Genomic DNA, 13,859 nt, shown 5'->3' on the forward strand with positions numbered 1-13,859 from the left:
CTACTTTTGCGCCATAATTTAATAATTTGAGTGCAGCTTGTTGTAAATCACTCTCTTTAGAGAGCATAGTAGCTTCCTCTTGACTTACTTTTACGAAGTGTGCATGTTTTATAAAGGTTAGACAATCTTGAGAGAATTGTTCTATATTTGTAATGAGTGCACTTCGATAATTTGGATCAAAAGAAATGAAATGGCCTTTATCTTTCGCATATTGTAACAACTGAAAATACGTTTCTTTTAATGGGCTTGATAGTAAAGCTGTCGCTGAACCGAAATGTATTAAATCATTCGTTTGTATTTTTGATAAATCAATGCTATTGAATTGATATTCACCATCTGCACCACGCATAAAAGTAAAATCACGTTCGCCATCTTGATCGATGGATACGAATGCAAGTGTTGTTTGTTTATCTTTTATGAGCATGGATGTATCGACTTGCGCACGCTGTAAAGTTTGTTCAAGAAACTCACCAAATGGGTCGTTTCCTACTTGCCCCATAAATGTAGCGTGTCCACCTAATTTTGTAATCGCAGCAGCAACGTTAGCGGGTGCTCCACCAGCTTTTTTTTCGAAATCTGAACCGTTTACTAAAGAAACATTAGTATTTCGGCACACAAAATCAATTAATAGTTCACCTATACAAAAGACATTTCTCATACAATCCCTCTTTTCAGCTTATATTGTGTGATGGTAAAGTTTAGTTTTGCATCTGAAAAGATTGCGATATGATGTTTCATGTCTTTTCGAGGAAAAACTCGAGACGTAAAGACTGTTGAACCATCGTATAAGAAAATTTCCACGATGCTTTTATCTACAAATATTTGTAGTTCTATCGTATCTTGAATATCGATTTTTTTACAGCGTTCAAATCCATATTCTCCGCCAAATTGATGGTAGAAGTTGCCCCTGTCTATAGAAATAGTACCTTGTTCCCGATTAAATGTAATGGGGAAACATTCCTCCTCATTGTGGAAGAGAGAAAGACCAAAACGCTTTGCATCTTCTGTTTTAAGTGTAACAATTAATTCATAGGAGTCTTCATCATCAAGCGTTGATAATACATTTAATCCAGCTGTTATATCTCCTGAAATGTCTTTTTTTGTTGTTCGTAGTTTTGTTAATTCTGAAACTGGTTTTTGTTTTAAGATGTTATCTTCTAATGTTAATTCACGTGGAAGTGTTAGGCAATGAGCCCACATATAATCATCAGAAGGATATGTGATTTCACTTGATCCTGCCCAAGCAAACAATAGGCGACGACTAGTAGAGTCTTCTAAAGTTTGAGGGGCATAAAAATCGAATCCTTTATCAGCTTCGTAATAGGAATCAACATGGAAATATAAATTTTTAATATCGAAATGGCCTATAGCATAAACGACATTGTATACATTGTGAAAGTTTTCTCCGTCTTTTTCAATTCCTTGCGGTGAAAAGAGAAGTACATCTTTCCCTGATAATTGGAAGTAATCGGGGCATTCCCACATAAATCCGAATTCTTTTAAGTTTGTTGTAATTTCGCCTTGGAAATGCCAATTGTATAGGTCTTGTGATTTGTATAGTAATAGAGTTCCTGTTTTATTTTCACGTTGGGCACCGAGTAACATATAGTACATATCATTATGTTTCCAGACTTTTGGATCACGTACATGTTTTGTATATCCGTCAGGAATTATATCAATAACAGGATTATTACTATATTTCGTCATCGTATATTGTGAATCCATTGTTGCCATACATTGTTTTGCATCACGGGAATCATCAGGCTTTTTTATATTCCCTGTATAAAGTAGATGAAGAAGGCCATCTTTTACGATAGCACTACCAGAATATGCACCGTGTGATTCATAGCTTTCAGTAGGGATGATGGCTACAGGCATACGCTCCCAGTTAATAAGGTCTTTTGACTTCACATGCCCCCAATGCTTCATTCCATGAATGGGACCAAATGGATACCACTGATAAAAAACGTGATATTCATCATTGTAGTATGATACACCGTTAGGATCATTCATTAATCCAAATGTTGGGTGGATATGATAAATTGGTTTCCATGAATCTTGGTTTGCAATTTCATATAAAAAATGTAATTCGTCTTTATTAGATTGCAGTATTGTTTTATATTTTGACATAGGTTTTCACCCCGTTATTATTTACTTTCTTTATATAAAATGAATGTGGCAACAAAAGCAGTGATAACTGCAATAGCGAAACCAATTATATAGTGAATCATGTTCATCATGCCAAGAGGTGCAACAATTGTAAGCATCGGAATACCTGTTAAACCGTATGCATTAGCCGCCACTTGCATCCAAACAACGTAAGCGCCTCCAATTGCGCCGCCAATAGCTGCTGCAATAAATGGTTTACCAAGTTTTAAATTGACACCAAAAATAGCTGGTTCTGTAATTCCTAAAAATGCTGAAGCTGCGGCTGGAATTGCAATTTCTTTCGTTTTTTTGTTTTTTGTTTTGAAATAGACAGCTAAAGTAGCACCGCCCTGTGCAACGTTCGCCATTGACCAAATAGGGAGTAAGAAATTGACACCGATATCTTTATTTGCGAGTAAGCCCGCTTCAATAGCGTGGAAGCTATGATGTAAGCCAGTAAGAACGATTGTTGAATACAATCCACCGAATATAAGTCCAGCTACTGGTCCTGCAAATTGATAAATTGTATTTAAAAGGTACGTAATGCCGTCACCGATTTTATATCCAATTGGTCCGATAATAATAAGTGATAAAAAGCCAGTTATAATAATTGTTAAGAATGGTGTAACTAATAAATCTAAAGAGTTCGGAACACGTTTTCGAAGTTCTTTTTCAATTGTACTCATAACATATACACATAATAAAATAGGTAAAACAGTACCTTGATAGCCAATCATATCAATATCCATACCAAGGAAATGTAAAACAGTGGGTTTTGCATTTGAAAGAGTCCAAGGATTTGTTAAGTTTGGGTGAGTTAATATACCACCAACAACTGCACCTAAGAAAATGTTTCCACCAAATTCTTTAGCGGCACTAACTCCAATTAAAATAGGTAAAATGATGAAAGCTGCACTTGAGAACATATCAAGTAATTGGATAAGTGAGTGATCTCCAGGAACTAATTTAAACGCTTTCAACATTCCGAGTAGACCCATAAGTAAACCGCTTGCGACGATAGCTGGAATAATTGGAACAAAAATATTAGATAGTGTCTTTGCTAGGCGGGCGATAGGATTCATTTTTTTCTTAGGTATATTGTTTGATGTTGTAGAATCTAGTTCGGCTATTCCAATTAGTTTTGAGAATTCATCATATACTTTGTTTACTATGCCAGTTCCAAAAATAATTTGATATTGCTCGGTCGTTGCAAAAGCACCTTTTACTCCATCGATGTTTTCGATTTCTGCAGCGTTTATTTTCGTATCATCCTTTAATATAAGACGAAGGCGAGTCGCGCAATGTGTGGCACGAACAATGTTTTCCTTTCCACCAATATTCTGTATTACTTGAGTTGCAATTTGTTTCATATCCATAAAAATTCCCCCTTACTATAAATTTTCTTTTGTGGAACCGGTTCCGCAAAGAGTTAAAATAAAAAACAGGGAAATGATGTTGAAAATCCTGTTTTTAAAATGTGGAACCGGTTTTAATTTTATTATAGAGCGCCTTTATATTTTGTCAACGCTTTCTTGGATTTTTAATGTATAACGAGAGTGTAATATTTTTGGTATAGTTTTGTTTTCAACAAGCTGTGAAAGAGAAGTGGCAGCAAGCTTTCCAGCATACTCATAGTCAAACGCAATTGTCGTTAAACTAGGGTGTACCATTTCTGAAATATCATATCCACCGAATCCTGTTACAGAAATATCACCTGGTACAGAAAGAGAGTGGGAGTGAATGACTTTCATTGCGCCAAGAGCGATGTTATCTGTAGCACATACGATAAGAGTTGGGCGATTATTATCTAAAATATGTTGTACTTGTTTCATGGCATCTTCTATGCGGAAAGTTGTTTCGTAATATGAAACGTTGCAAGTCGGTTCTAAATTTTCAATTGCTTTTTGAAAACCATTTTTTCGATTTATTCCAACAGAAATATCATCTTTTTCTATTCCTAAATAGGCAATATGTCGATGGCCTTGCGATAAAACGTATGCCCCTAACTCATAAGCTGCATCATAATCATCGTGAACGAGGCAATATTGATCTTTATATTCTTGCCCGACGAATAAAATAGGGATGTTTGAATTAGCCATAATTTTTTGATGTTCATTCGTTAATGTTTTTGTTAATAAAATAATGCCAGCTACCTTTTGTTTTATAAAGTTTTCAATTGCTTGTATTTCAGTTCCGGTTGTTTGATTTGCATTTGCTACAAGCATTTGATAGTTATTTTCCTGTAATGTTTTATCGATCCCGATAAGTGTTTTCATTGTAGCGAAGGAGTCTAATCGGGGGATGATGACACCAATTAAATTTGTTGTTTTTGCTTTTAAACTTTGAGCAAATGTATTGGGAGAGAAATTTGTTTCCTGAATAATACCTTCGATTTTAAGTTTTGTTTTATCACTTACATATCCGCCGTTTAAGTAACGAGAGACTGTGCTTTTTGCAACTCCAGCCAATTTGGCGATATCTGCAATTGTTTTAGCCATAGTATTTCACCTTCGTATTCATAAAAATGTTAACTTTATTATAGGGAGAATTAGAGATGACGTAAACAAGAAGAGAGAAAGAAAAAACCACCTCACGTATATGAGGTGGAATAATTGTTAATATCTAGGCTTAAATGTATGACAGCAAGTCTCTACACTCGTTGCTACAGAACTTTCTAGCGTCTCGTTGGTTAAAACAGCAGCTGTATATGAATCATTTTCAGTTTGACCAGTTTCATCTGCATCAGGCTGAACGATGATCGCACTTGCTTGACAAAAGTTACCTTGTCCCCAAAAAGAACAGTTGGAAACAGAACATCTTACTTCTGGCATAAAACCCCCTCCTTATACATTAGTGTGGGATTTTACGCCCATTTCATGTGTAGAAGGAGTTTCCTTTTCTCGTTACTTTTTCGTTTGCTCAAGCCATTCTTTTAATTTGTCTTTCGGCTGTTCACCGCTAATACGGCTCACTTCTTTGCCATCTTTAAAATGAATGATTGTTGGTGTACCTTGAATTTTATATTCATCCCAAGGAGCATCTAATTTTTCAATATCCATAACTTTCATATCAACGTTTAAGTCTTTAGCCATTGGCACTACGACAGGAGATAATTTTTGGCAATGAACGCAAGATGTTTGATAAAAGTATACTGTTTCTTCTTTTTTCTCTTTTAAGTTCTTTTGAAGATCTGAAAGTGAGATTTTATTTGTGTAGTAATCAGGACCATCTGTTTGACTACCAGTAGCATTATCAATTTTTTGGCTAGTTGAAGCGTTTTTTTCTTCCATTTGTGTTACAGCGAAAATTGCCGCAAACAAGGCGATAATAATACCACCAAATATAAGCATTTTTTTCATTCTTTCATCTCCTTATTTGTTTTTGATGACAATAAAGCTACAAACAGCGATTGTAATAAAGCCGATAAGTGCTAAAAACGGGATTGTCACAAAGCCGAACCAGTTTATGTATTCTCCCGTACATGGTACACGTCCACAAGCTGCCCCAGCAGCTGAAAATGCTGCGACTTTTTGAATTGCATAGTGATATAAAGAAATAAAAGCACCAATAGTTGCGATTGGTAAAGAATAACTTGCAATGCGATAATCTTTCTTTGCTACAGCGATACCGAGCCATAAAACGAATGGATACATAAAAATACGTTGATACCAACAAAGAACACAAGGCTCAAATTTCATGATTTCGGAAAAGTACAGACTTCCTAGTGTAGCGATAAAAGAAGCTCCCCATGCGGTAAGTAAAGCATATTCTTGCTTTTTTTCTCGTCCCATATTTTATACCTCTCTTATAATAGTTACATACTAAATTATAGTATGAAGTGGTATGGAAAAGAAAGAAAAAATATGTTTATCAATAAAAGTTTTATAAGGAGAAACTTTTATTGATATAAACATTTTAAAAAAGCGCCATTCTCCGAAAGAGAATAGCGCTATATTTTACATTTGAATTTGTTCTACTTCTTCTACATGCGACTTTTGGGATGCGTGGTCAATATATTGAAATAGGAGCTGCAATTGTTTATCAACTTCTGGCAGTTCTTTACTGTATTGATAAGCGTGTAAAAAATGCTCAATACGTTTAGAAAATAATTGATCGTTCGTTTGAACCATGAGAACGAGTAATTTATCCCAATTACAGCAATACGTGTAATAGAGAGCTTTATCATAGTCGTTATATGTTTGCACTGTGTACCCTCCTTACCGAGAGTTATATATAGTGTGTGATAAGTAAGGGGAAATACACTTGAAAGAATTTGTTAAGAAAAAAAGTGAATGAAAAGAAAAAACGAGGAGTTTCCTCGTTTTTTAAGCTTTTGGCATTGGCGTAGGTGTTGGTTTGCCATAGCCTTCTTTGTATTTATTATCGATATAGTTACGAATTTCAAGCGTTGATTTTCCTTTTTGTTTCATGGAAGCAGATTCAACTGCGATTTCTAGGCAATTGACGCAAGTCGTTGCGTGGGAATCCCAAACAACTTCACCATTCTTTTTAATTTCACGAATAAAGCAGTTTTTATTATTTTTATGTCCTACACTTTCACCGCAACCACAATAGCATGGAATCCAATCTAATAGCTCTGCATTTTGTCCAGCGACGGTGTAAATATCTTTCATTTGTGGATCAAGCTTATCTAGGAAGGTCGGAAGTGTGTCGACTCCTTTTGTTTTCTCTTGAATGTCAGCTTGCTGAGTGTGCGATGCGTGGTCATGTTCTTCTTTTTTTGATTCAGAAGATTTTTGGTCATTTGTACTAGTACTTCCGCACCCAGCAAGAATTAAGCTTAGTACTGCAAGTAAAGAAAATACATACTTTTTCATTCGCTTGTCCCCTTTACAAATGTATTAATCAAATTGTATCAGACTAAGGGACACCTAGGGAGAAGTTTTTTTTGAACGATTTTTGAAGTGCCATCGTAATGAATGGAATAGAAATAAAATCGGGATATAAGCGTATACAATATATAAGCCAGCTTGAGAAAGCACTGTATTTAATGTATTGATACTTTCGCGGTTTGTGAAAAATAATGAAGCTATAAAGACGATGGAAATAAAAAACGGTAATGTAAATTTAAATGAAATATGAAAGGAACGCTTCATCGTTTGACATGATGACCAAATAGTTAAGCAGAGGTTTGGTAAAATAATTAAAAACCAAACGAAAATAATAATATATTCAAAGCGCTGGATAAAAGGAACTTTAATTATTTTTAACATCGTTAAAGTAGGCCATATAGTACGATTTAATTGTCCCTCGCTATAATACATAAAAGATACGATAGCTAAAACTACATAAATTAAGGTGCTAAAAGCAATTCCAGCATGGGCCCATCGCTTTAAAGATTTTCCTTTTTCAATAAAGGGATAAAAGATAAGAATTGTTTCAAACCCTAGAAATTCCAATGCAGAGTGTTTTGCAGATATAAGCATGTCAAAAGGTGAATGTGTAAAAATAGGTAAAATATTACGAAAATGTGCATACTTCATCGGATAGACTAAAAAGAATACAACGAACATAGGAAGAACAATACCCCAAAAACATATCCCTGTCACAGAACGGAAGCCACCTTTTATAATGTAGTAAGTGACTAATAAAAACATAAGCGTAAGTTTCCATAACTTAATGGTAGGGAAAATCCAAACTTGTATCACTTCCATATATGTACGAAGAACAGTAAGGCAAAATAATAAGCAATAAAGAGTGAAAATTACAGAAAATATAGAGCCAACCCATTTTCCAAAGGTTGTTGTATGAATGCTAATTAAATCTCCGTCTTTTTCAAGCATTTTTAACATACAAAACAGCACAATATGAGTTGCAATTCCCGCAATAATAAGAGAAATCCAGGCATCATAACCAGCGTTTTTTAAAATTACACGTTGATATCCGAGAATTCCTATACCAATCTGGAGAGAATGCAATAAAATAAATGCAAAATATGGAGAGACTGTCTTTGTTTTATTCATTGTATTCATTGTATTCATTGCTTATTTCACCTCACTATTCTCCGATTCCAGATTGTACAATATTAAGATCTAAATTTACATCCACCGCTACATTTTTATACATATTTCGAATTTGTGTTATATTCCATTTTCTCGTATGGCTTCTAATTTCATCTCGTATTCCTAAAGGATCAATTTCCTTTTCTTGAAATTGTTTTATTAGATCTTCACAGTCTTTTTCAACATTTCGTTCAATTTGTTTTTTTATATAGTTGATATTTGTTTCTTTTCTTAAATCAATCCAATTAGGAGAGTTTTTAATTAATCCATTTAATTTTAAATCGATTTTTACTTTTGGTATGTCGCCAGTTTGATCTATATTATACTTATTTTCCCCAGCTAAGTTTTGTATAACAACCATACCTTTATGTTTATCCTTTTTTATCGCTGCTTCGTAACGTCCATTTTTCGTAGGATTAATAAGTAATTTTGCTAAAACAGAATGTCTTTTATCCGTATACATGACGACTTTATCGCCTTTTAAAAAGGCAAGCCCTTTGACAGCGACAGAATGATTATCGTCCATTTTAATATAAGGAACATAGGCATCACATACGGAAGAGTAATAATTATATAAAAAAATGTTTAATTCGGTTTGTGGAATGTTTTCATTTCTTATATTTTGTTCGAGTAAATCAGCAATATATAAAGACCCATTTTTTTTTCCGTAATTTAAAAGCTCTTCAGCCGATCCATCTACAATTGCTAGTTGTACATCGCGTCCGATATTTGGGTCACGTTGTAAGTTAGTAATAATCTCTCCCATTCCGCGTTCTCCTAGAGCTTTTCCAAATAGGACAACACGCATTTGACCTACAACGACATTGTGAGGAGATTTAGCATTTAATCGTGAAGCGATTGTTTCAAGTGAACGAGCAGATGTTGATTGCGTCTCTGGCTTAGATTTTACACCATGTGTGTATTCAGGGAATAAGATAGTTCCTTGGAATCTTTTGTTTTTTGTGATGTCAAATCCAGCAATATGAATAATACGCTGTGCATCCACTATATACGTTTGTGTACAGCCAGTTTGTAAAACGAAGAAGATAATGATAAGGTGCAATAAAACTTTTTTCATTCATTCTCACCATCACGTTTTTGCTTCGATTTGTTTGGATTATAGCGCCATTTTGATTTTGGTCTAAGAAAAGAAGGTCTTTGTGCCGTTTGACTAAATGGTAATCGAAGAAAACCTTCTGCTGTACTTAAACCACGAAATGGATATAAAGGTAATAAATAAGGTGATCCAAGTGATTTTAATTTAATTAAATGAGCTAAAATAAATACAAATCCGACAATAAGGCCTAATCCTCCGAATGCACCGGCTAAAAGAATAAGAGGAAAGCGTAACAACCGGATAGTAGAAGACATCTTTACAGTCGGTGTTGTGAAAGATGCAAGAGCGGATAAAGCAACTGCAATTAATAAAATTGTACTTGTCAAAGCCGCTTCAACAGATGCTTGGCCAATTACAATCCCCCCAACAATCCCAATCGTTTGTCCGACTTTTGTCGGTAAACGCGCTCCCGCTTCACGAAGTAATTCGATTGTAATTTCTAAAAAGAGTGCTTCTAGAATAGGAGGGAAAGGTACGTTAGCTCTCGAGAAAATAATAGGACCTAGTAAATCGGCAGGAATCATTTGATAATGATATGTTAAAGCCGCTGTATAAATAGCGGAGGAAAACAGAGAAAATATAGCTCCGAAAAAACGAATAATACGAAAGAACGATCCAATCATCCACGGTAAATAATAATCTTCTGGTGAAATGAAAAAATCCAGTAACGTTGTTGGTCCTGATAAAGCATATGGAGAGCCATCTGTTAAAATTAAAACTTCCCCGTTAATTAATGCAAATACAGCTCGATCTAATCGTTCTGTAGGTAATAGAACAGGAAAAGGTGAATTGCTATTATCACTAATAAATTGCTCAATCATAGTTGAATCAAATGGGACATCAAAGTCAATGTCTTCTAGCCGTTGAATTGCGGTGTTGACAAATTGTTCATTTGTAATTCCTTCTATATAAGCAACTGCTACTTTTGTTTTTGATATAGATCCGACGGTAACTTCTTTAAAAATGAGTTGCTCCGTTACGATATTTCGGCGTAATAAGTGGATATTTGTATCAAGGTTTTCAACGAAACCGATTTTAGGCCCGATTACGCTATACTCATTTTCTGTATCGTTATATAATCGTTTTCCTAAAACAGTACTTTCGGCACGAATTAAAGCATATTGATCAGGATTCGAATTGTTTTTTAAGCGTATTAAAATATATCCACCTAATAATTTTTCACGAATATCATCAATAGAAGGGGAGGTAATAATGTCTTCAATAGAGATAATATTACATAAATCAGAGATGTTTTGGATTTGTTCCGATTCCTTTTTTATAGGAGTTAAAATGAATTGTTTAATAATAAGTGCTTCCACGACAGATTTATAATAAAACAAGCACAACGTTTCATCTTTAAGTATGTTATAAGAGACAAAATCGCTTGATTCTTTCATGGTTTGTATAAATTCTGGGATAGAACAAAGTGTTTTTGTATTAGTCTTTTTTGATTTCTTAGATGATAAACCGAACATTTTCTCACCCCTAACTTACATCATTTACTTGTGTTAGTTTTTGGGAAAGACGGGAATTTATACTTAAAAATTGAAAGTTCATAAAGAAAAGGAAGAGTAGTGAAAGCCTCTTCCTTTTTAGCATTTTAATTTGTTTTTTGTTCTTTAATAGACTTCACTAATTTCATCATTTCCGCTCGTATATCTTCTCTTTTTACATTTAATTTTTCGGCAATTTGTTTAATGTCCATTCCATCTTTTTTCATTTTTAATACATCATCAAGAGGGGTATTGCTTTTTTGAGAGATGATTGTTAACACAGTAAGATGACGCAATTTGATGTTATATTCTTTCATTTTTTGCTTTAGCTGATCAGGTGTGGATTTTTGCATAGTTGCTAACTGTTGTAGCAGTGCTTGCTTTGTTTCTTTATTCATATGATGCTTTTTCAGCTTACTTGGATCTACACCGAAATGCTCGGCTGTTTTCTCCCAAGATTTATTTTGCTTATAGTAAGCTAAAACATCTTTTATTTCTTTATTACTAATTCTTGCAATATGAGCAGCTTTCCAAATTTCATGTTTGTTATAGCCGAGTTTTTCTAGCGATTGCACTTCTTCTTCTGGAATTGGTTTATGGTGATGCATTGTTACTTCTTTTGGTGTGGCAGCGGATGTAGGGAAGGTGGATATCCCGCATAATAATGCTGCCATAGTCATACAAACAGCGATTTTTTTGTACATGTAAACTCCTCCTAGATGGATAATGTAGAAAACTGTACACATATCATTTCCATAAAATGTGAAATACTTGTGAACAAATCAAGTTTTTTTATTCACAGTATGAAATGACGTTTTTAGAAGTTTTCCAACATAAAACATTGATTAATAGTAAAAAACTAAGGTATAATCGAAATTGAAAATCAATATCAATGATGACGATAAACTTATACATATAGATAAAAATAAGGGAGAGATAAATATGACTACATATACTTCCATCGCTAATGTGATTAAAGAAAGACGTTCTGTTCGTACATTTACAGACAAAGCAGTAGAAAAAGATTTATTAATTGAACTATTAAACGATGCAACATGGGCACCAAATCATAAGCACCGTGAACCATGGAATTGTAAACTATACATCGGAGAAGGCCGCAAGAAATTAGTAGATGCAGTATTAAACTCTTTCACGGAAGAAGAAAGAGCGAAACGCGGTAAAATTTTATCAGATCGTTTTTTAAGCACGCCTGCACAAATCGTTGTATATATAAATGAAGATCCGCGTCAAATTCAACGTGATGAAGATTATGCTGCAACATGTGCATTCATGCAAAACTTCCAACTTCTTGCTTGGGAACGCGGATTAGGTTGCGTTTGGAAATCAGGCGGATTAAACTACAATCCATTATTTATAGAAGGAATCGGTTTAACAAGAGGCCAACGTATCGTTGGAATTCTTCATATCGGCTATTTCGATAAAGCGCCAGAGGGAAAAGCACGTACTCCGATTACGGAGAAGATGGAGATTATTGAAGGTTAATAGATGAGACATTCTCGTTTTTGCGGGGGTGTCTTTTTATTATGCAATCAATCCTCATGAAAGCTTGTTCTTCATCATACACTTTCTTAAGGGAAAGTGTAAGGAGGGAAAATAATGAGAGCAAGTGATGATAAAGCACTGCAATATGCGATTGCGGAAATTACGGAAATTGCGACTGGATTTGGGCTTGATTTTTATCCGATGCGTTATGAAATATGTCCAGCGGAAATTATTTATACATTTGGTGCATATGGGATGCCGACAAGGTTTTCACATTGGAGTTTTGGAAAACAATTTTTCAGAATGAAATTACAATACGATTTAGGACTTAGTAAAATATACGAACTCGTTATTAACTCTGATCCATGTTACGCCTTTTTATTAGATACGAACTCTTTAATTCAAAACAAATTAATTGTAGCGCACGTTTTAGCACACTGTGATTTCTTCAAAAATAATATTCGTTTTTCAAATACGAAGCGAGATATGGTAGAGAGTATGGCGGCAACAGCGGACCGTGTGAAAGCGTATGAGCATAAGTACGGAAAGGCAGAGGTAGAAACATTTTTAGATGCCGTACTTGCCATTCAAGAGCATATTGATCCGTCGCTTATGCGTCCGAAGCTCGCATGGAGTATTGATGATTTAGAAGAGGAAGAAGTAGAAAAGAAAAAGGTGTCGCAATACGATGATTTATGGAATTTAGATAATCGCAATAAAAAGCAGGAACGTTCCAATGTGCGTAAAAAGAAGAAAATTCCACCACAACCAGAGAAAGATTTACTTCTCTTTATTGAAGAATATAGCCGTGAATTAGAAGATTGGCAGCGTGATATATTAACGATGATGCGCGAAGAAATGTTATATTTTTGGCCACAGCTTGAAACGAAAATCATGAACGAAGGCTGGGCATCCTACTGGCATCAACGCATACTTCGTGAAATGGACTTAACCTCTGATGAAGCAATTGAATTTGCGAAATTAAATGCAGGTGTTGTACAGCCATCAAAAACAAGTATTAATCCATACTACCTCGGTATTAAAATCTTTGAAGATATTGAAGAACGGTACAATAATCCGACTGAAGAAATGAAACGACGAGGCGTAAAACCAGGATCTGGCCGTGACAAAATGTTTGAAGTACGCGAAATTGAATGGGACGTATCGTTCCTAAGAAACTACTTAAATAAAGATCTTGTTATGCGAGAAGATATGTACTTATTCCAGCGCCAAGGAAAAGAATATAAAGTAATAGATAAAGAATGGGAGAATGTGCGTGATCAACTCGTAAATATGCGGACAAATGGTGGGTTCCCGTACTTAGTAGTAGAAGATGGAGACTACTTAAAGAACGGAGAATTATACATTAAACATAGTTACGAAGGAATCGAGCTCGATTTAAAATACTTAGAAAAAGTATTACCATATCTTCATCAGCTATGGGGAAGAACGGTGCATATGGAGTCCATTGTGGAGAGTAAGGGCGTTGTGTTTTCTTATGATGGGAAGATGGTGCATCGGAAGTATGTGTGAGGGGAAGAACGGACATAGGATACTGTGTCCGTTCTTTTTTAT

General features: G+C 34.8%; 15 protein-coding genes. 2 read left to right on the plus strand and 13 right to left on the minus strand.

Translation table 11 applies throughout. From position 1 onward, the window contains the following. The 13 genes from MR107_RS19940 to MR107_RS20000 form a co-directional block, all read right to left on the minus strand. Window positions 1-658: carbohydrate kinase family protein (locus MR107_RS19940; RefSeq protein WP_242292630.1), on the minus strand; the 658-nt coding region annotated here is incomplete at its 3' end. Beyond that, window positions 655-2,130, minus strand: coding sequence for a beta-fructofuranosidase (gene scrB / locus MR107_RS19945; protein ID WP_000049733.1), 1,476 nt, complete (start codon window positions 2,128-2,130; stop codon window positions 655-657). The genes MR107_RS19940 and scrB, both read right to left, overlap by 4 nt. A gap of 17 nt (window positions 2,131-2,147) precedes the next feature. Beyond that, complete coding sequence (locus tag MR107_RS19950; protein WP_242245234.1) at window positions 2,148-3,524, minus strand: sucrose-specific PTS transporter subunit IIBC; 1,377 nt, start codon at window positions 3,522-3,524, stop codon at window positions 2,148-2,150. Window positions 3,525-3,659: 135 nt separating this feature from the next. Next, the gene (locus tag MR107_RS19955; RefSeq protein WP_001140402.1) at window positions 3,660-4,646 is read right to left on the minus strand and encodes a LacI family DNA-binding transcriptional regulator; all 987 of its coding nucleotides are present in this window, start codon (window positions 4,644-4,646) and stop codon (window positions 3,660-3,662) included. 117 nt (window positions 4,647-4,763) lie between these two features. Next, window positions 4,764-4,979 (minus strand): DUF1540 domain-containing protein, encoded by a 216-nt coding sequence (locus MR107_RS19960; RefSeq protein WP_001115482.1) that lies wholly within the window; start codon window positions 4,977-4,979, stop codon window positions 4,764-4,766. Between the two features lie 72 nt (window positions 4,980-5,051). Further along, window positions 5,052-5,507 carry a thioredoxin family protein gene (locus MR107_RS19965; protein WP_000738435.1) on the minus strand — a complete coding sequence of 152 codons (456 nt, stop codon included), beginning with the start codon at window positions 5,505-5,507 and terminating at the stop codon, window positions 5,052-5,054. A 12-nt stretch (window positions 5,508-5,519) separates the two neighbouring features. Continuing rightward, window positions 5,520-5,939, minus strand: a complete 420-nt coding sequence (locus MR107_RS19970) for a disulfide formation protein C (RefSeq protein ID WP_242292631.1) — start codon at window positions 5,937-5,939, stop codon at window positions 5,520-5,522. Window positions 5,940-6,104: 165 nt separating this feature from the next. Then, a complete protein-coding gene (locus MR107_RS19975; protein ID WP_001195459.1) occupies window positions 6,105-6,353 on the minus strand; it encodes a YhdB family protein in 249 nt (82 codons plus the stop codon). 120 nt (window positions 6,354-6,473) lie between these two features. After that, window positions 6,474-6,986, minus strand: coding sequence for a PCYCGC domain-containing protein (locus MR107_RS19980; RefSeq protein WP_000761036.1), 513 nt, complete (start codon window positions 6,984-6,986; stop codon window positions 6,474-6,476). Window positions 6,987-7,040: 54 nt separating this feature from the next. Next, a complete protein-coding gene (locus tag MR107_RS19985; RefSeq protein ID WP_071740653.1) occupies window positions 7,041-8,141 on the minus strand; it encodes a GerAB/ArcD/ProY family transporter in 1,101 nt (366 codons plus the stop codon). 25 nt (window positions 8,142-8,166) lie between these two features. Then, complete coding sequence (locus MR107_RS19990; protein WP_242292632.1) at window positions 8,167-9,249, minus strand: Ger(x)C family spore germination protein; 1,083 nt, start codon at window positions 9,247-9,249, stop codon at window positions 8,167-8,169. Then, a complete protein-coding gene (locus MR107_RS19995; protein ID WP_071740637.1) occupies window positions 9,246-10,763 on the minus strand; it encodes a spore germination protein in 1,518 nt (505 codons plus the stop codon). Before MR107_RS19995 ends, MR107_RS19990 begins: the two co-directional genes overlap by 4 nt. A 125-nt stretch (window positions 10,764-10,888) precedes the next feature. Further along, window positions 10,889-11,485, minus strand: coding sequence for a hypothetical protein (locus MR107_RS20000; protein ID WP_000276968.1), 597 nt, complete (start codon window positions 11,483-11,485; stop codon window positions 10,889-10,891). Between the two features lie 238 nt (window positions 11,486-11,723). Here MR107_RS20000 and MR107_RS20005 point away from each other — a divergent pair, with 238 nt between their 5' ends. Both MR107_RS20005 and spoVR read left to right on the plus strand, forming a co-directional pair. After that, window positions 11,724-12,284, plus strand: coding sequence for a nitroreductase family protein (locus MR107_RS20005; protein WP_000214819.1), 561 nt, complete (start codon window positions 11,724-11,726; stop codon window positions 12,282-12,284). 114 nt (window positions 12,285-12,398) lie between these two features. Continuing rightward, complete coding sequence (spoVR, locus tag MR107_RS20010) at window positions 12,399-13,817, plus strand: stage V sporulation protein SpoVR (RefSeq protein ID WP_001202702.1); 1,419 nt, start codon at window positions 12,399-12,401, stop codon at window positions 13,815-13,817. The last annotated feature ends 42 nt before the right edge of the window (window positions 13,818-13,859 follow it).

The sequence above is a fragment of the Bacillus cereus group sp. BfR-BA-01441 genome, assembly GCF_022663075.1.
GTDB classification, from domain to species: Bacteria; Bacillota; Bacilli; order Bacillales; family Bacillaceae_G; genus Bacillus_A; species Bacillus_A cereus.

What these genes read in the sequence shown, in the direction of transcription:
- scrB (WP_000049733.1), bottom strand. Translation starts at nt 2,130, where the DNA reads ATGTCAAAATATAAAACAATACTGCAATCTAATAAAGACGAATTACAT.
- MR107_RS19950 (WP_242245234.1), bottom strand. Translation starts at nt 3,524, where the DNA reads ATGGATATGAAACAAATTGCAACTCAAGTAATACAGAATATTGGTGGA.
- MR107_RS19955 (WP_001140402.1), bottom strand. Translation starts at nt 4,646, where the DNA reads ATGGCTAAAACAATTGCAGATATCGCCAAATTGGCTGGAGTTGCAAAA.
- MR107_RS19960 (WP_001115482.1), bottom strand. Translation starts at nt 4,979, where the DNA reads ATGCCAGAAGTAAGATGTTCTGTTTCCAACTGTTCTTTTTGGGGACAA.
- MR107_RS19965 (WP_000738435.1), bottom strand. Translation starts at nt 5,507, where the DNA reads ATGAAAAAAATGCTTATATTTGGTGGTATTATTATCGCCTTGTTTGCG.
- MR107_RS19970 (WP_242292631.1), bottom strand. Translation starts at nt 5,939, where the DNA reads ATGGGACGAGAAAAAAAGCAAGAATATGCTTTACTTACCGCATGGGGA.
- MR107_RS19980 (WP_000761036.1), bottom strand. Translation starts at nt 6,986, where the DNA reads ATGAAAAAGTATGTATTTTCTTTACTTGCAGTACTAAGCTTAATTCTT.
- MR107_RS19985 (WP_071740653.1), bottom strand. Translation starts at nt 8,141, where the DNA reads ATGAATACAATGAATAAAACAAAGACAGTCTCTCCATATTTTGCATTT.
- MR107_RS19990 (WP_242292632.1), bottom strand. Translation starts at nt 9,249, where the DNA reads ATGAAAAAAGTTTTATTGCACCTTATCATTATCTTCTTCGTTTTACAA.
- MR107_RS19995 (WP_071740637.1), bottom strand. Translation starts at nt 10,763, where the DNA reads ATGTTCGGTTTATCATCTAAGAAATCAAAAAAGACTAATACAAAAACA.
- MR107_RS20000 (WP_000276968.1), bottom strand. Translation starts at nt 11,485, where the DNA reads ATGTACAAAAAAATCGCTGTTTGTATGACTATGGCAGCATTATTATGC.
- MR107_RS20005 (WP_000214819.1), top strand. Translation starts at nt 11,724, where the DNA reads ATGACTACATATACTTCCATCGCTAATGTGATTAAAGAAAGACGTTCT.
- spoVR (WP_001202702.1), top strand. Translation starts at nt 12,399, where the DNA reads ATGAGAGCAAGTGATGATAAAGCACTGCAATATGCGATTGCGGAAATT.